We start from the raw sequence: 16,258 nt of genomic DNA, 5'->3' as shown, positions 1-16,258 counted from the left end.
TGATGGCCGATCGGCCACACTGCACAATCATCCTCTTCGATGAAGATATCGTAAGCTGACAGAGACTGGCGACGGGACGAAATCTCTGGGGCGTGGAATCGATACCGCGCCCAACCGGGCGCGGATGTCAGCAGAGGATGTTCCCATGTCGCGTCTCTCGACCCGCCTGCTCAAGACCGGGGCGGCCCTGATCGCAGCGGCCTCGTTGGCCGGCTGCGTCGTCTATCCCGCCTATCCGCACCCGGCCTACTACCACCCGTACTACTACCATCCGGGCTACTACCGCTGACGTCTACCAGATCGCCGATCACCGCCGGGTCCGGGTCATGCCCTGGCCCGGCGCGGTGACCCAGATTGTCCAAGGGCGGTCAGCGGATGCCGGCGAGATAGCCCAGCAGCGCATCCGCGTCGTCGAACACGGCGTCGAGCGGCATCGCCAGCATCGGGTTCAGCCTGGCGCCGAGGAAGGCGGCGCGGGAATCGGTGTGCAGCCCGACCAGCCGGCGCCCGGGCTTCGCCAGCTGGCGGTGGGCATAGGCCATGCCGAGCTCCAGCGCCGCCCCCTCGTCCGGCACCCGGCCGTCGAGCACGACCAGCAGCACGTCGCAGGCGAAGACCTGGTCGCGGTCGAGCTCGAACAGGACGCGGCGCCGCTCCTCCGGCGCCATCGACGCCCAGGGCTCGCGGCGGCTCTCGACCCCGTCGCGCTGCGGCAGGAAGACGGTGAAGCCCAGCGCCTCGATCCGTTCCGCCAGCACCGCGTTGAACACCAGCTCGGCGGCGGAGAACAGCGGCGCGGCGAAATACAGGCTCGGCATCAGCCGCGTCCGATCACGTCCAGCGCCGCCCGGTGCAGCGCCGGCGTGGCGGCGGCCAGGACCTCACCCGAGGAGTCGAGGCCGAGCGGCTGGCCCTGCCAGTCGGTGATGACGCCGCCGGCGCCCTCGATCACCGGCACCAGCGACATGTAGTCGTAGGGCTGCAGGCCGCGCTCCATCACCAGGTCGATGCAGCCGAGCGCGACCAGGGCATAGCCGTAGCAGTCGAGGCCGTAGCGCCGATGCTTCACCGCCCCGGCCAGCCGCTCGAAAGCCTTGAGGGAGTCGCCCGAGAACACCTCCGGCGAGGTGGTGGTGAGGATGGCATTGCCGAGCCCGCCACAGTCGCGGGTGCGGCAGGGCTTGCCGTCGGCCAGCGACGGGTGGCCGATATGGCCGACGAAGCGCTCGCCCAGCGCCGGCATCTCGATCACCCCGACCCGTGGCTTGCCCTTCTCGACCAGGGCGATCAGCGAGCCGAACAGGGGCACGCCGGCGATGAAGGCGCGGGTGCCGTCGATCGGATCCAGCACCCAGACCAGGTCGCGGTCGACGCCCTCGCGGCCATGCTCCTCGCCGAGGATGCCATGGTCGGGATAGCGGCCGTTGATCATCTGCCGCATCAGCTGCTCGACCGAGCGGTCGGCCATGGTCACCGGCGAGTCATCGGCCTTGTCCTCGACCGCGAGCCCGGTGCGGAACCAGCGCATCGCCGCCGGGCGGGCGGCATCGGCAAGGCTTTCGGCGAAGGCGACGAAGGGATCGGCGGTCATGGCTGTCTCGGCGTTCGAGCGAAGGGCCGCAGCCTCGCCGGAAATCGAGGCCGGGGCAAGCGTTCAGCGAGGCGGGACGGGCCCCGGCCTGCTACCCTGGCCCGGCTGAATCGAGAAGGATCGCCCGATGCTGCGATACGCCTGGGCCTGTTCCTGCTGCAATCGGCAGCACGACGAACTGCCGCTCGCCTTCGCCACCGCCGCGCCGTTGGACTACTACGGCATCCCGGAGGCGGAACGGGAGGCGCGGACACTGCTGACCGACGACATGTGCACGATCGACGACCGGGCATTCTATATCCGCGGCTGTCTCGAAATCCCGATCATCGGCCATGACGAGCCGTTTTCCTGGGGCCTCTGGGTGTCGGTGTCGGGTGAGAGCATGGCGCTGATCCTGGAAACCTGGGAGGCGCCGGACCGGGCCAGCCACGCGCCTCGCTTCGGCTGGCTGTCGGCGACGCTGAACACCTATCCCGAGATCCTGAACCTGAAGACGATGGTGCATCTGCGGACGCCGCCGACCCGCCCCTTCATCGAGTTGGAGCCGACCGATCATCCGTTGGCCGTCGAGCAGCGGCAGGGCATCACCATCGAGCGCGTCGTCGAGATCGCCGAGGCTCATCTGCCGCGGCATTGAGACGGCCGGGCTACGCCCGCAGCGCCGCCGCCAGGGCCAGGATCTCCTCCGCCCCCTTGGTGCTCGGCGCGGTCTCGACCAGGGTGCGGCCGGACAGCATCGCCGCGGCGAAGCCGGTGCGGTTGCCGATCCGGGCCGCCAGCACCGGGATGCCGAGGCGGCCGATCTCGACCTCCAGCGCGTCGGCGACCTTCGAGCGAGGCGGCACCCGGTTCAGCACGATCCACGCCGGCACCTTCTCCTCCGCCGCAAGGTCCAGCGTCGGCTGCGTCGCCCACAGATCCATCGGGCTGGGCTGGATCGGCACCAGCACCAGCTGCGCCGCCCGCACCGCGATGCGGGCGTCGGAGGCGGCATGCGGCGGGCTGTCGATCAGCACCAGGTCATGCGTCGCCCGGGCGCGGTCGACCGCCGCCGGCACCCGCCAGCCGGTGATCCTGAGATGGGTAAAGCCGGGGTCGGCGCCGCGCGCCTCGACCCAGCGGCTGAGGCTGCCCTGCGGGTCGATATCCACGGTCGCGACTGTAAGGCCGGAGCGGATGAAGGCGGCGGCGAGATGCGCGACCAGCGTGGTCTTGCCCGCCCCGCCCTTCTGCTGCGCCACGGTGATCGTCCGACCGGCCATTCTTCTTCTCCTGTTACAGAGGCACTGTCACGCGACTTCTGCTGCAGCGCAACATAAGATCATCGGAGAACGGCCTCGTGGCGGCAGCAGATGGCCGCTCAGCGCATATCGCCCCGGCCGCGGATCGGGTTATAGAACCGGATTATGAGCACCCATGATCCGATCCGGACCGAGATCGTCGACGACGGCCCCGCCGGCATCGCCCGCGCCGCGACGCTGCTGCGCGAGGGCCATCTGGTCGCCTTCCCGACCGAGACGGTCTATGGCCTGGGCGGCGACGCCACCAACGACCGGGCTGTGGCCGCGATCTTCGAGGCCAAGCGGCGCCCCAGCTTCAACCCGCTGATCTGTCACCTGGCCGATGCCGCGCAGGCCGAGGAGCTGGTGGTGTTCGACGACCGTGCCCAGCGGGTCGCCGAGACGCTGTGGCCAGGCCCGCTGACCCTGGTGCTGCCGCGGCGTGAGGGCGCGCGCGTGTCGCTGCTGGCCTCGGCCGGGCTCGACAGCCTGGCGATCCGGGTGCCAGCGCATCCCGCGGCCCGACGGCTGCTGGCCGCGGTCGGCCGGCCGGTGGCGGCGCCCAGCGCCAATGTCTCCGGCGCGGTCAGCCCGACCACGCCACAACATGTGCTGGACGGGCTGTCCGGCCGGGTGTCGCTGGTGGTGGCTGGCGGGCGCTGCGCCGTCGGGCTGGAATCGACCGTGCTGGACCTGACCGGCGAGCGGCCGGTGCTGCTGCGCCCGGGCGGTGTGACGATCGAGGAGCTGACCGCCCTGCTCGGCCCCATCGCCCTGCCGGAGAAGGACCCGGAGCGGCCGGCCTCGCCCGGCCAGCTGGCCAGCCACTACGCGCCGCGGGCACAGGTGCGGCTGAACGCCGGCGCGATCGGCCCGGACGAGGTGCTGCTGACCTTCGGCCCCGACCTGCGCAGCGGGCCGAAGGTGATGAACCTCAGCGACAAGGGCGACCTGGCCGAGGCCGCCGCCAACCTGTTCGCCATGCTGCGGGCGCTGGATAAGACCGGCGCCGGCACCATCGCGGTGGCACCGATCCCGGAGACCGGATTGGGCGCGGCGATCAACGACCGGCTGCGCCGCGCCGCGGCCCCCCGCCCCTAGGGAGAGATCCATGACCGATGCCGCGATGCTGGAGGCCCTGACAGCCATCACCGGCCCGCAGGGCGTGCTGCACGAGGCGGCGGATCTGGCGCCCTATCTGAAGGAGTGGCGCGGCAAGTACCAGGGCACGGCCGGCATCGTGGTGCGGCCGGCATCGACCGCCGAGGTGGCGGCGGTGGTCACGCTATGCGCCGAACGCGGCATCGGCGTGGTACCGCAGGGCGGCAACACCGGGCTGTGCGGCGGCGCCGTGGCCGTGGCCGGGCAGATCCTGCTGGCCACCGACCGGCTGACCCGGATCCGCGAGGTCGATGCCGAGGGCGACCACATCACGGTCGAGGCCGGGGTGATCCTGGCCCAGGTGCAGGCGGCGGCGGAGGCGGCCGACCGGCTGTTCCCGCTGAGCCTGGGCGCCGAGGGCAGCTGCCGCATCGGCGGCAACCTGTCGACCAATGCCGGCGGCACCGCGGTGCTGCGCTACGGCAACATGCGCGACCTGGTGCTGGGGCTGGAGGTGGTGTTGCCCGACGGCCAAGTCTGGGACGGCCTCCGTGCCCTGCGCAAGGACAACACCGGCTACGACCTGAAGCAGCTGTTCATCGGCGCCGAGGGCACGCTGGGCGTGATCACCGCCGCGGTGCTGAAGCTGTTCCCGCGGCCGCGCAGCGTCGCCGCGGCGCTGGTGGCGGTGCCGGACCCGGCCGCCGCCGTCGCCCTGTTCGGCCGCGCCCGGGCCGAGGCCGGCGGGTCGGTCACCGGGGTCGAGCTGATGCCGCGCCTGGCCATCGACTTCGCCTTGCGCCATGTCGCCGGCGTCGTCGACCCGCTGGCCGAGCCGCATCCCTGGTACGTGCTGCTGGAGCTGTCCTCCCCCGCCGCCGACGCCCCGCTGGCCGAGCAGCTGGAGGCGGTCCTGGCCGGCGGCCTGGAGGCCGGGCTGGTGACGGACGCCGCGATCGCGTCCAGCGAGGCGCAGCGCAAGGCCTTCTGGCGGATCCGCGAGGCGATCGTCGAAGGCCAGCGCTTCGAGGGCGGGGCAATCAAGCACGACATCGCCGTGCCGGTGGCGAAGGTGCCGGAGTTCCTGGAGCGGGCGACGGCGCTGTCGGAAGCCATGGTGCCGGGCGTGCGGGTGGTGGGCTTCGGCCATCTCGGCGACGGCAACATCCATTTCAACCTGAACCAGCCGGTGGGCGCCGACCGCGCCGCCTTCATGGCGCGCTGGGAAGAGATCAGCCACCGGGTGCACGACATCGTCGCCGCCCTGGACGGGTCGATCAGCGCCGAGCACGGCGTCGGCCTGCTGAAGCGCGACGAGATCGCCGAGCGAAAGCCGGCGGTCGAGATCGACCTGATGCGCCGGATCAAGCGCGCGATCGACCCGGCCGGGATCATGAATCCGGGCAAGGTGATCCAGGTCTAGATTGGATTAGCGGCCACAGGCTCTAGCTTTCTTATCCTGTCATTGCCGGGCTTGACCCGGCAATCCAGTGGGCGTCGACAGCCTCTGGATGCCCGGGTCAAGCCCGGCATGACAGAAAAGGAGATCGAGCCCAGGCAGCAAAGAACCGCCTTGCTGTCGAATCCTGCCCTGCGCCGACGACAAGATGCGTCAACCCGTGGAGGACCTCCCGATGGACGCGAAGACCCTGACTCCCGCCGCTGAGTTGGCGCGCGCCAACTCTGTCCGGATTCCCAATGAGAGCGCGGAGTACCGCGCCGCCCGCACCGCCCTGCTGGCCCAGGAGATCGAGCTGCGGCGCCAGATCGAGAGCGTCGCCGCCCAGCGCCGGGCGCTGCCGCCCGGTGGCCCGGTGACTGGCGACTACCGCTTCGAGGGCGCGGACGGCCCGATCGACTTGGCCGGGCTGTTCGGCGACAAGCCGACGCTGGTGGTCTACAGCTACATGTTCGGGCCGCAGCGCGAGCGCCCCTGCCCGATGTGCACCAACCTGCTCGACGCCTGGGACAGCAACGCCGCCGATATTGGCCAGCGCGCCGCCCTGGCGGTGGTCGCCCGCTCGCCCTTCCCCCGCCTGGCCGCGTGGAAGCGCGAGCGCGGCTGGCGCGACCTGCGCCTGGTCAGCGATGTCGACGGCGCCTATTCGCGTGACTATTTCGCCGTCGGGCCCGACGGATCGGACCTTCCGGCACTGCATGTGTTCACCCGGCGCGACGGCACCATCCGGCACTTCTGGGCCGAGGAGATGACCGGCGAGACCGCCGATCCCGGCCAGGACCCGCGCGGCGCCCCCGACCCGTCGCCGCTCTGGATGGTGCTGGACTGCACCCCCGAGGGCCGGGGCACGGACTGGTATCCGAAGCTGAGCTACGACTGAGCGGAGCGGCCGGGCGCGGTCGCCCGGCCGCGCCCGCCTCACCAGTGGCCGCGACGTCCCCAGCCGCCGCCGTGGTAGTGCCGATGCCCGCCGCCATCATCGGCGAGAGCCGCGCCGAGGGCGATGCCGCCGACCGCCAGCAGGCCGGCCGCCACCGCGGTGTTGGTGTCCTGCTGCTGCCGCTCGGCCTGGGCCTGATAGGAGAGCGGACCGACGGAGTCGCAGGCATAGGGATCGCCATAGGAGCATTGCTGCGAGGCGTAGTTCAACTGCATCTCGCTCGGGGTCGGCCCGCAGGCCGCCAGGGCGACCAAGATTCCGACGATACCAACCCGCGAGAGTCGAGACCCCAACGAACCGGCAACCATATTCATCTCCATCCGACCGGATCTCAGCCAGTCGGCACGCCGTTTTCCAATTGAGGCAATTCCATGGCAACTTTACGGCGAACCCTGGAACTACCCACAGGGCGGCGGGATGACTTTCCAGACCCAACGCCCCTTCCGCCCCAATACACGGACGAGCCGGATCACTCCGTCGTTTGATTATGCGGAACGGGGCATGCCGATCCGGCTACAACGCCCGGCGCGGGGCCAGGCGCAGCCGGGCCATGGCCGGGGCGGGCATCGGCGCGGTCCGGGCCGGGCGGATGCGGAAGGTCGGGGCGGGCTTGGCCGGCAGGTCGCGGCCGCGCTTCCAGGGCTGGCCGTTGAACCAGGCGGCGCCGCGAGCCCAACCCCAGAGCAGCCCGATGCCGCCGAGATTGACCGCGAGATGCGGCAGCAGCCCCTGCCCCGCCTGGTCGAAGACGATGCCACCGACGAAGGACAGCGCCATGCCGAGCAGGAACACCGACAGCGAGTGCCGGCCCATCACGGCCACCGGCTCGGCCCCGCGCGGGGTGATCAGCTCCGGCACGGCGCGCAGCAGCGACACCACGACATAGGCCAGGGCGAAGAAGTGCAGCAGGCGCAGCGGGCCGTTGTCGGTCTTGCGCGCCAGCGGCTCCAGGATATCGCGCATGCCGGCGAACAGGCCGCCGTCCAGCCGGACCAGCGACAGTGCCAGGGCGGCGCAGAAGGCGAGGTAGATCAGCGCCACGGTGATGCGGCCGCGCGTCGCCCGCGGCACCTCGAACCAGCCGGCACCGTAGCCGTAGCCGGCGACGAACAGCACCTGCCAGGCGAAGGGGTTGAAGAACCAGCCGCGGCCCTCGGCGATATCGGCGGTCAGGTTCCACCCCTCGACCACCGCGCCGGTGTAGAGCACGGCCGACACCGCCACCACCAGCACCGGCGAGATCCGCGCCAGCAGCACCATCACCGGGATCGCCGCCAGCAGCAGCATGTAGAGCGGCAGGATGTCGAAATAATGCGGCACATAGTGCAGCGACAGCAGCTCGAACAGCGATCCGCCAGGATCCTGGAAGAAACGATCGATGCCCAGCCGTGAGATGTAGTTCGGCTCGGCGAAGACCCGGTTCGCTGCGATGATGATGCCGCAGATGACGATGAACAGGCCGATATGGGCACGGTAGAGCTGCCAGACGCGCTGGACCACCCGGCCGAAACCTGCGAGAAATCCGGCCCGGTCAAAGCTGCGGCCGAACGCCATTGCCGAGGACAGCCCGGCCAGGAAGATGAAGATCTCCGCCGCGTCGCTCAACCCATAGATCCGCGGCGTGAACATTCCGGCAATGTTCCCGGGCGTATGGTTGATGAAAATGATGATCAGCGCCAGACCACGGAAGAAATCGATCCGAACGTCGCGCGCCGGCTTCTGTACGGTCATTTCATCTCTCCGGCCGCATCAGCCCGACGAGGCGATGCATTTGGGGAACGCTTCATCGCGAGCGAGGTTCCATCGAAAACCGAGTCGTGGAACACTGCCAGGCGGAGGGATGAATTGAGCATGTTTCGCCTGTGCATCGCGATCCTGCTGCTGGCCATCGCGCCGGTGCTGGACCGGCCTGCCCGGGCCCAGGGCATGGCGCCGGCCGAGACCGTCATGTTCAAGAGCCTGTCCGGCGAGGTGATCACCGGACGCCTGTTCCTGCCGCCGGGCGGTGGCCCCTTCCCGGCCGTGGTCGGGCTGCACGGGTCCGGCGGCTATGCCCCGGCGCATGACCGCTGGGCCACCCGGCTGACTGCCAGCGGCTATGCCATGTTGCTGGTCGACAGCTACACCCCGCGCGGCTATCGCGAGATCGTCTCGGTCGGCCTGTCGACGATCCCGGTCGAGCTGCGGGTCAAGGATGCTGTGGGTGCCTTAGAGTATCTGCAAACCCGCAAGGAAATCAATCCCAAGCAGATCGCCGTGCTGGGCTGGTCGCAGGGTGCCACCACCGCCGTCGCCACCACGGCGACGATGCGGCAGGCGCTGATCGCCAAGACCGCGCCGCATTTCGCCGCGGCGATCGCGCTCTATCCCCGCTGCAACCAATACATGACCGACGCCCAGCCGGTCGGCGACACGCCGTTGCTGGTGCTGATGGGGGCGGCCGACAGCGTGACCCCGGCCGCGGCCTGCGACACGCTGTTCGACGCCTGGCTGTCCAAGGGCGCCGCGGTCAGCCTGATCGTCTATCCCGGCATGCAGCACAATTTCGACTTCACCGCCCCGACCACGGCGATGCTGGACCGGGCCCAGCCGATCGCCGACCCGCCGGCGCTGAGCCCGAGCTGGACCCCGGTCGACGACGCCGAGGTGCGGGCCTTGAGCTTCCTCGATAAGCGGCTGGGGCTTGATCTGGGCGCCGGCTCGGTGAAATCTCCCCTTTACGTAAAGGGAAACCCCGCGCCGTCGTCGGGGAACCTGGGAGTCGTCCGATGACCGCCTATGCTGCGCCACTCGCCGACATGCGCTTCGTGCTGCGGCATCTGGTCGGGCTCGACCGCATCGCCGCCCTGCCCGGCAAGAGCGAGACGACGCCGGAGCTGGTCGAGGCGGTGCTGGAGGAGGCCGGCAGGCTGGCGGCCGAGGTGATCGCGCCGCTGAATGCCATCGGCGACCGCGAGGGCGCCCGGCTGGAGAACGGCGTGGTCCGCACCGCCCCCGGCTTCCGCGAGGCCTATGCGCAGTATCGCGACGGCGGCTGGAACGCCCTGCCCTTCGAGGCGGAATGGGGCGGCCAGGACCTGCCCTGGGCGGTGGCGATGGCGGTGTCGGAGATGTGGCAATCGGCCAGCTTGGCCTTCGGCCTGTGCCCGGTGCTGAACCAGGGCGCGGTCGAGGCGCTGCAGGCGCATGGCTCGGACGAGCAGAAGCGGACCTATCTGCCGAAGCTGGTCTCCGGCGTCTGGACCGGCACCATGAACCTGACCGAGCCGCAGGCCGGATCCGATGTCGGCGCGGTGCGGACCAGGGCCGAGCGGCAGGGCGACGGCAGCTACCGGATCACCGGCCAAAAGATCTTCATCACCTATGGCGACCACGACATGGCCGAGAACATCGTCCATCTCGTGCTGGCCCGCACGCCGGACGCGCCGGCCGGGATCAAGGGCATCAGCCTGTTCCTGGTGCCGAAGCTGCTGCCCGACGCCAATGGCAACCCGGGCGAGCGCAACGACCTGCGCTGCGTCAGCCTGGAGCACAAGCTGGGCATCCATGCCAGCCCGACCTGCGTCATGGCCTATGGCGACGCCGGCGGCGCCACCGGCTTCCTGATCGGCCAGGAGAACCGCGGCATCGAGTACATGTTCACGATGATGAACAACGCCCGGCTGACCGTGGGGCTGCAGGGGGTGGCGATCGCCGAGCGCGCCACCCAGGCGGCCGAGGCCTATGCCGCCACCCGGGTCCAGGGCAAGCCGATCGGGGCGGAGAACGGCACGCCGATCGCGGCCCATCCCGATGTCCGCCGGATGCTGCTGTCGATGCGCTGCCTGACCGACGCGGCGCGGGCCCTGACCTACAGCGCCGGCGCGGCGCTGGACTTGGCCCGAGGCCATCCCGACCCGGCCGAGCGGGCGAAGGCGCAGGCCCGGGTCGACCTGCTGACTCCGGTGGTGAAGGGCTGGAGCACGGATGTTGGCTGCGAGGTGGCCTCGACCGGCATCCAGGTGCATGGCGGCATGGGCTATATCGAGGAGACCGGCGCCGCCCAGTTCCTGCGCGACGCCCGGATCACGCCGATCTACGAGGGCACCAACGGCATCCAGGCCAACGACCTGGCCTTCCGCAAGGTCGCGCGCGATGGCGGCGCGGCGGCGCTGGCGCTGTTCGAGGAGATGGCCCGGACCCAGGCGGAGCTGGCGGCCCATCCGGCGATGGCGCCGATCCGCGACCGGCTGGTGGAGAGCCTGGCGGCGCTGATGGCGGCGACCGACTGGGTGGTCGAGACCGCCCCCGAGAACCCCGCCGCCGTCGCCGCCAGCGCGGTGCACTATCTGCGGATGTTCGGCCTGGTGGCCGGCGGCTGGCTGATGGCCCGGGCGGCGCTGGCCGATGAGAGTGATCCCGTGCTCCGCGCCGCCAAGCTGGCCCATGCCCGCTTCTTCGCCGAGCAGTTCCTGCCCCAGGCCGCCGCCCTGCTGCTGCCGATCACCGAGGGGTGGAGAAGCGTGGTGGACGGGGCGGCCTAACCCCCAATGTCGTCATCGCGAGGAGCGCAGCGACGCGGCGATCCAGGGGCCGATGCGAGCGGCCCTGGATTGCTTCGCCTTCGGCTCGCAATGACGGGTGAGAGAGCCGGCGAAACCGGGCCTCAGGCGTGGATGCCCAGCCGCTGCACCTCGGCGGCGGCGTCGCGCCATTCCTGGGCGTAGTCGACGTCCTGGTAGTTCTCGAACCACGGGCCGCCGCGGGTGTAGTGCACCGCCTGCGGCGTGCCCTTGGCCGGCTTCGGGTACCAGCCCTCGAGCCAGTTCCAGCCGGTGTCGAGCGACCCGATCTGGTCATCGGCCAGCCACTGGAAGCGGTGCAGGAAGGCGCCGGTCTCGCGGTTCACCACCTCCGGCGTCAGCACAGCATTCGCCGGGTGGCCGCAGTTGAACAACATCAGGCTGGACCAGTTCTTGCGCGGATAGGCGGCCTGCGGCTTGCCGTCCATCTTCACCGCCTCCTTCGGCTGGTAGTCGTGCTGCACGACCATCACCGCATAGCGGTCCTGGGCCTGGGCGAAGAGGTCGGCGATGTCGCCGAACCATAGGAAGTCGCAGTCGCAAAACACCGCCCAGCCCCGGTACCCGGCCAACGCCGGCACCAGGAAGCGGCTGAAGGTGAACTCGGTCGAGCCCAGCGTGTCGACCGGGCGGGTGTAGATGCCCTGCGCCCGCAGCTCCGGCAGCTTGAGCGGCGTGACCTCGACCGGCTTCGACGCGTGCTGCAGCACCGAATGACGGCAGACCTGCCACGCGATGTCCTCGCGCGAATCGTAACCGACATAGAGGCGCAGCTTTTCGCTCATTCCCATACTCCCGCCTTGCGACCGGCTCGCAATCCGCCATCCCTAGCACGAAAACCGCCCCCTGGGACAAGGCCGCGTTGCCCGTGGCACGCGCCGGCCTCAACGCCCCGCCGGCGCCGGCACGCCGATCGCGGCGGCGGGAGACGCGGTGACCCGCGCCGGCACGTCGAGCGAGAGCCCGGCGCAGCCTTCCGGCGCCAGCAGCTTCAGCGTCAGCCAACCCGGCTGCGGCACGCCGACGATCTCGGCCTTCAACGCCGCGACGTCCCCGCAGGCGCCGGTGAAGGCCTGGCCCAGATCCGCCCAGGCCTTGCCGGGCGCAAGCTCCACCGGCAGCACTGCCGAGGGGCCGGACGGCACAGGCTTGCCGCCGGCGAAGAGGGCGAAGACCACCAGCCCGGCCAGGGCGAACAGCCCCCAGCCGATCAGATACGGCGCGCCGCCCCGCAGGCGCTGCGACATCATCTCGAAATGGCCGAAGCTGACGATCCGGCCGAGCGACGCGTCGGTTTTCGTCAGAAAGTCGGTCGCAGCGACATAGTCCGGGTTTGCGGTGTCGAACCGATGGGTCCGCGCGGCTTTCAGCGCCTTTCCCCGGAAGTCCAGGAAGTCCTTCAGGGTCGAATATTCCGCCGGTAGGATGTCCACTGCCACCGGCTCTACCAGCCGCTGCAGCGCCGGGCTGCTCTCCAGCAGCGACAGCGAGAACGCCCGGGACATCAGCAGCCCGAGGAAGATGACTACGATCGCCGAGATGCCGAGCACGCCGGCGGCCGCGCCCCCGAGGGCGACGAGGCGCTGCCACCCCTCGACCTCCAGCAGGCCGCTGAGCGAGACACCGGCCACCACGGCGGCCGCCAGCGCCCCCATGGTCGTGGCGAGCCATTTGATCGTGTCGCGCAGATTGTCCTTGGCCGGACCGAAGGGGTCGGAGCTCTCGCCGCTCATCCCGGCCGCCCCTCAGAACGGGTCGTCATCGATGGCGATCGAGATGTCGAGCGGCCCCGGCCCGGCCGTGCCGCGCGCCTTCCGCAGCACATCGTCGATGTCGATCGGCTGGCGCCCGGCCCAGCGCAGCTTCAGCCCGGCTCGCGTGCTCTCGGCCCGCGAGGCCTGGAGCGCCTTCAGGATGGCGTCGATGTCGACCACATCGCCATCCGCCGGCTCGCTGCCGTCCGGGTCCTTGCCGACGATGCTGATCGAGACGCCGCCGCCCACCGGGGTCACGCCCGGATAGGTCGCCGGGCCGCCGACCGGGATGGTGCCGGCGCCGCCGCCCGTGGATGGAGCGGCAGGGGCCGTGCCCGCGGTCGGCGTGCCGACCGTGACCGCGGTGTCGCCGCAGGTCACGGTGAAGGTACCGTCGGGATTCTTGTGCACGACGATGCTCATGCCGCCCCCCAGATCGCCCCGCGCTAGGAGACCATTCTATCCTGGCGCGGGGCCGGGAGACAGGGGCCTACCGTTCGCCCTTGCGATACGGCACCATCAGCGCCTTCGGCACCGTGGCGCGGCGCGACATGGCGATCAGGGCCAGGATGCTGAGCAGATAGGGCAGCATCAGGAAGATCTGATAAGGCACCACGCCGCCGGCGAGCTGCTGCAGCCGGACCTGGAAGGCGTCGAAGGCGCCGAACAGCAGGGCGCCGAGCAGCGCCTTGCCCGGCCGCCAGGAGGCGAAGACCACCAGCGCGATGCAGACCCAGCCGCGGCCGGCCACCATCTCGAAGAAGAAGGCGTTGAAGGCCGACATGGTCAGGAAGGCGCCGCCGACCGCCATCAGGGCCGACCCGGCCATCACCGCGCCGAGGCGCACGGCCACGACGTTGATGCCCTGCGCCTCCGCCGCCGCCGGGTTCTCGCCGACCGCGCGCAGGGCCAGGCCGAGCGGAGTGCGATGCAGCACCCAGGCAGTGATCGCCACGGCGGCCAGCGCCAGATAGGTCAGCGGCGACTGCTGGAACAGCACCGGGCCGATCCAGGGCAGGTCCGATAGGCCCGGCAGCGCCAGCGGCTGGAACGGCTCGATCCGCGGCGGGGTCGAGGCGTTCGGAAGCACCATGCGGTAGGTGAAGTAGGACAGGCTGGTGGCCAGCAGCGTGACGCCGATGCCGGTGACGTGCTGCGACAGGCCGAGCGGCACGGTCAGGACCGCATGCAGCAGGCCGAAGGCGGCCCCGACCCCGGCGGCGAAGACCACGCCGGTCCAGAGGTCGCCGCCCTGGTAGACCCACATCCAGCCGGCCATGGCGCCGGCGGTGAAGATGCCCTCGATGCCGAGGTTCAGCACCCCGGCGCGCTCGCAGATCAGCTCGCCCAGCGTGCCGAAGACCAGCGGAGTGGCGATGCGCAGCGCCGCGGCCCAGAAGCTGGCGGCGAGGAGGATGTCGAAGACCTCGCTCATCGCCACCGCACCCGGTAGCGCAGGACGATGCCGGAGAGCAGCACCGTCAGCAGCGAGGTGGCGACCACCAGGTTGGCGATGTAGCTGGAGACGCCGATCGCCCGGCTCATGCTGTCGGCGCCGACGAAGACCGCGGCCACGAACAGCGCCGCCAGCAGCACGCCGAGCGCATGCAGTTGCGCCAGCATGGCGACGACGATGCCGGCATAGCCGTAGCCGGGCGACAGGTCCTGGGTCAGGTAGCCCTTCAGCCCCGCCACCTCCCCCACCCCGGCCAGGCCGGCCAGGGCGCCGGAGATCAGGCCGACGCGCAGCATCACCCGGCCGACCGGCATGCCGGCGAAGCGGGCGGCGAACGGGTTGGCGCCGGTGGCCCGCATCTCGAAGCCCCAGGTGGTGCGGGTGGTCATCAGCCAGACCAGGATGGCGGCGGCGACGGCGATCACCAGCCCGGCATGGATGCGGGTGCGTGGGATCAGCTTCGGCAGGGCGGCGGCATCGAGGATCGGCGCCGATTGCGGCCAGCCCATGCCCAGCGGGTCCTTCATCGGCCCTTCCAGCATCATCGACACGAACAGCAGCACGACGAAGTTGAGCAGCAGCGTCGTCACCACTTCGTCGACGCCGAACCGGGTCTTGAGCAGGGTCGGGCCCAGCATCCACAGGCCGCCGGCCAGCGCACCGGCGGCGAGGATCAGCGGCAGCAGCGCCCAGCCGGGCAGGTCGAGCGCGCCGGAGCCGAGAGCCGCCGCCGCCAGGGCGCCGAGATAGAGCTGCCCCTCCGCCCCGATGTTCCACAGCTTCGCCCGGAAGGCGACGGTGGCGGCGAGGCCGGTCAGCACCAGCGGTGTGGCCCGGGACAGGGTCTCGGCGACGGCAAAGCGCGAGCCGAAGGCGCCCTGGGCCATCACGCCATAGGCTTCGAGCACGGGCGCGCCGGCCCAGAGCAGCGGGATGGCGCAGAGCAGCAGCGCCAGCACGGCGGCGCCGGCCGAGGCGCCGAGCATCAGCAGCGGCGAGGCACGCTCGCGCGGATCAACCCGCATTTCCCACCCTCCATGCGGCCTGCGTTGCCTTGCGGCGAGGTGAATGCGGCTCCGGGCGGCGAAGAGCGTATCGGGATATACGGTCGAGCCGCCCGGGGCCGCAGGCGCCCGCCGCAAGGCAACCCTTCGGGCCGGTTGAAGACGCCGGCAGGGGGCGTCGCCGCGCTTGCCCGATGCGCCGCATCGGGCTGCGCACGGCTCCTGCCCTGCCGGCGTCTTGAACCGGCGCAGGCCACACGGAGGGTGGGAAATGCGGGTTATGCCGCATGCGCCGGCTCCTGCCCCGCCATCATCAGGCCGAGGGCGCGGATGGTCAGCTGTTCCGCGGGCCAGGGTTGGGTGAGGCGGCCGTTGTGGATCACGGCGATGCGGTCGGACAGGGCGAACAGCTCGTCGAGATCCTCCGTGATCAGCAGCACCCCGGCGCCACGGTCGCGCGCGGCCAGCAGCCTGCCGTGGATCTCCGCCACCGCGCCGACATCGAGGCCCCGCGTGGGCTGGCAGGCCAGGACCAGGCCGGGCGACCGCTCCAGCACCCGGCCGAGGATCAGCTTCTGGATGTTGCCGCCGGACAGCAGCCGGGTGCGCGCCTCCGGCCCGGGGCAGCGCACGTCATAGGCGGCGACCAGCTGGCGCGCGCGGTCGCGCAGGGCGCCGCGGCGCATCAGCCCCCAGCGCTGTGCTTCCGGCCGACGGTAATCCTCCAGCGCCGTGTTCTCCCACACCGCCATGTCGCCGACGACGCCGTCGCGATGGCGGTCCTCCGGGATCCGGCCGACCCCGGTCGCGACCATCGCGGCGGGAGAGCCGACCGGCGCCGGACGGTCGAACAAGATCATCCGTCCGGCAGCGGGCCGGGCCAGGCCGGAGACCAGCCCGGCCAGCGCCGCCTGGCCGTTGCCGGAGACGCCGGCGATGCCGAGCACCTCGCCGGCACGGAGCTCGAACGAGACGCCGTCGAGCAGCGGCCGCCCCGCGGCGCCGCGCAAGGTGACACCGTCCAGCGCCAGCACCGGCGCGCCGGGCGCGGCCGGGCTCTTGCGCGTCTCCGGGATGGCGCGGCCGATCATGGCCTCAGCCAGGGCGGCGC

The 16,258-nt window shown here is 70.9% G+C and carries 18 protein-coding genes; 7 read left to right on the top strand and 11 right to left on the bottom strand.

What is annotated here, in order from left to right; all coding sequences use genetic code 11:
- Positions 1-145 precede the first annotated feature (145 nt).
- A complete protein-coding gene (locus AB4Z01_RS04725) occupies positions 146-289 on the top strand; it encodes a hypothetical protein (RefSeq protein ID WP_441691080.1) in 144 nt (47 codons plus the stop codon).
- Between the two features lie 79 nt (positions 290-368).
- Here the strand turns inward: AB4Z01_RS04725 and AB4Z01_RS04720 are convergent, their stop codons facing one another.
- Positions 369-818 (bottom strand): nucleoside 2-deoxyribosyltransferase, encoded by a 450-nt coding sequence (locus tag AB4Z01_RS04720; RefSeq protein WP_441691078.1) that lies wholly within the window; start codon positions 816-818, stop codon positions 369-371.
- Entirely contained in the window at positions 818-1,591 is a 774-nt protein-coding gene (gene hisN, locus AB4Z01_RS04715) for a histidinol-phosphatase (RefSeq protein WP_441691076.1), read from the bottom strand. Before hisN ends, AB4Z01_RS04720 begins: the two co-directional genes overlap by 1 nt.
- A 127-nt stretch (positions 1,592-1,718) precedes the next feature.
- Between hisN and AB4Z01_RS04710 the strand changes: the two genes are divergently transcribed.
- Positions 1,719-2,228: a DUF2199 domain-containing protein gene (locus AB4Z01_RS04710; RefSeq protein WP_441691074.1), complete on the top strand. Its 510-nt coding sequence runs from the start codon at positions 1,719-1,721 to the stop codon at positions 2,226-2,228.
- A 10-nt stretch (positions 2,229-2,238) separates the two neighbouring features.
- Here the strand turns inward: AB4Z01_RS04710 and parA are convergent, their stop codons facing one another.
- Positions 2,239-2,853, bottom strand: coding sequence for a ParA family partition ATPase (parA, locus tag AB4Z01_RS04705; RefSeq protein WP_441691072.1), 615 nt, complete (start codon positions 2,851-2,853; stop codon positions 2,239-2,241).
- A 144-nt stretch (positions 2,854-2,997) separates the two neighbouring features.
- Between parA and AB4Z01_RS04700 the strand changes: the two genes are divergently transcribed.
- The 3 genes from AB4Z01_RS04700 (at position 2,998) to AB4Z01_RS04690 (ending at position 6,311) form a co-directional block, all read left to right on the top strand.
- Positions 2,998-3,972 (top strand): L-threonylcarbamoyladenylate synthase, encoded by a 975-nt coding sequence (locus tag AB4Z01_RS04700; protein ID WP_441691070.1) that lies wholly within the window; start codon positions 2,998-3,000, stop codon positions 3,970-3,972.
- Positions 3,973-3,982: 10 nt separating this feature from the next.
- Positions 3,983-5,395, top strand: a complete 1,413-nt coding sequence (locus AB4Z01_RS04695) for an FAD-binding oxidoreductase (protein WP_441691068.1) — start codon at positions 3,983-3,985, stop codon at positions 5,393-5,395.
- A 211-nt stretch (positions 5,396-5,606) separates the two neighbouring features.
- The gene (locus AB4Z01_RS04690) at positions 5,607-6,311 is read left to right on the top strand and encodes a DUF899 family protein (protein WP_441691066.1); all 705 of its coding nucleotides are present in this window, start codon (positions 5,607-5,609) and stop codon (positions 6,309-6,311) included.
- Between the two features lie 38 nt (positions 6,312-6,349).
- Here the strand turns inward: AB4Z01_RS04690 and AB4Z01_RS04685 are convergent, their stop codons facing one another.
- Together AB4Z01_RS04685 and AB4Z01_RS04680 are read right to left on the bottom strand one after the other, a co-directional pair.
- On the bottom strand, positions 6,350-6,580 hold the full coding sequence (locus AB4Z01_RS04685) for a hypothetical protein (RefSeq protein ID WP_441691064.1): 231 nt from the start codon (positions 6,578-6,580) through the stop codon (positions 6,350-6,352).
- 304 nt (positions 6,581-6,884) lie between these two features.
- Positions 6,885-8,102 carry an OpgC family protein gene (locus AB4Z01_RS04680; protein WP_441691062.1) on the bottom strand — a complete coding sequence of 406 codons (1,218 nt, stop codon included), beginning with the start codon at positions 8,100-8,102 and terminating at the stop codon, positions 6,885-6,887.
- 120 nt (positions 8,103-8,222) lie between these two features.
- On the opposite strand from AB4Z01_RS04680, the gene AB4Z01_RS04675 reads away from it, so the two are divergent.
- Positions 8,223-9,143, top strand: coding sequence for a dienelactone hydrolase family protein (locus AB4Z01_RS04675; RefSeq protein WP_441691272.1), 921 nt, complete (start codon positions 8,223-8,225; stop codon positions 9,141-9,143).
- Positions 9,140-10,894, top strand: a complete 1,755-nt coding sequence (locus tag AB4Z01_RS04670) for an acyl-CoA dehydrogenase (protein WP_441691060.1) — start codon at positions 9,140-9,142, stop codon at positions 10,892-10,894. The genes AB4Z01_RS04675 and AB4Z01_RS04670 overlap by 4 nt, the downstream gene beginning before the upstream one ends.
- 122 nt (positions 10,895-11,016) lie before the next feature.
- On the opposite strand, the gene AB4Z01_RS04665 is transcribed toward AB4Z01_RS04670, so the two are convergent.
- From AB4Z01_RS04665 to AB4Z01_RS04640, 6 genes are all read right to left on the bottom strand, one after another.
- Complete coding sequence (locus tag AB4Z01_RS04665; RefSeq protein ID WP_441691058.1) at positions 11,017-11,718, bottom strand: hypothetical protein; 702 nt, start codon at positions 11,716-11,718, stop codon at positions 11,017-11,019.
- 99 nt (positions 11,719-11,817) lie between these two features.
- Positions 11,818-12,666 carry a hypothetical protein gene (locus AB4Z01_RS04660; protein ID WP_441691056.1) on the bottom strand — a complete coding sequence of 283 codons (849 nt, stop codon included), beginning with the start codon at positions 12,664-12,666 and terminating at the stop codon, positions 11,818-11,820.
- 12 nt (positions 12,667-12,678) lie between these two features.
- Positions 12,679-13,110 carry a hypothetical protein gene (locus AB4Z01_RS04655; RefSeq protein ID WP_441691055.1) on the bottom strand — a complete coding sequence of 144 codons (432 nt, stop codon included), beginning with the start codon at positions 13,108-13,110 and terminating at the stop codon, positions 12,679-12,681.
- Between the two features lie 67 nt (positions 13,111-13,177).
- Positions 13,178-14,122, bottom strand: coding sequence for an ABC transporter permease (locus AB4Z01_RS04650; RefSeq protein WP_441691053.1), 945 nt, complete (start codon positions 14,120-14,122; stop codon positions 13,178-13,180).
- Positions 14,119-15,168: an ABC transporter permease gene (locus AB4Z01_RS04645; protein WP_441691051.1), complete on the bottom strand. Its 1,050-nt coding sequence runs from the start codon at positions 15,166-15,168 to the stop codon at positions 14,119-14,121. Before AB4Z01_RS04645 ends, AB4Z01_RS04650 begins: the two co-directional genes overlap by 4 nt.
- 257 nt (positions 15,169-15,425) lie before the next feature.
- A partial coding sequence (locus tag AB4Z01_RS04640; protein WP_441691049.1) for an ATP-binding cassette domain-containing protein occupies positions 15,426-16,258 on the bottom strand: 833 nt, incomplete at its 5' end.

Source organism: Inquilinus sp. YAF38 (assembly GCF_052113205.1).
Lineage (GTDB): Bacteria > Pseudomonadota > Alphaproteobacteria > DSM-16000 > Inquilinaceae > Inquilinus.
The sequence above is the reverse complement of the archived record's forward strand: the minus strand, read 5'-3'. Positions and strand labels throughout refer to the sequence as shown.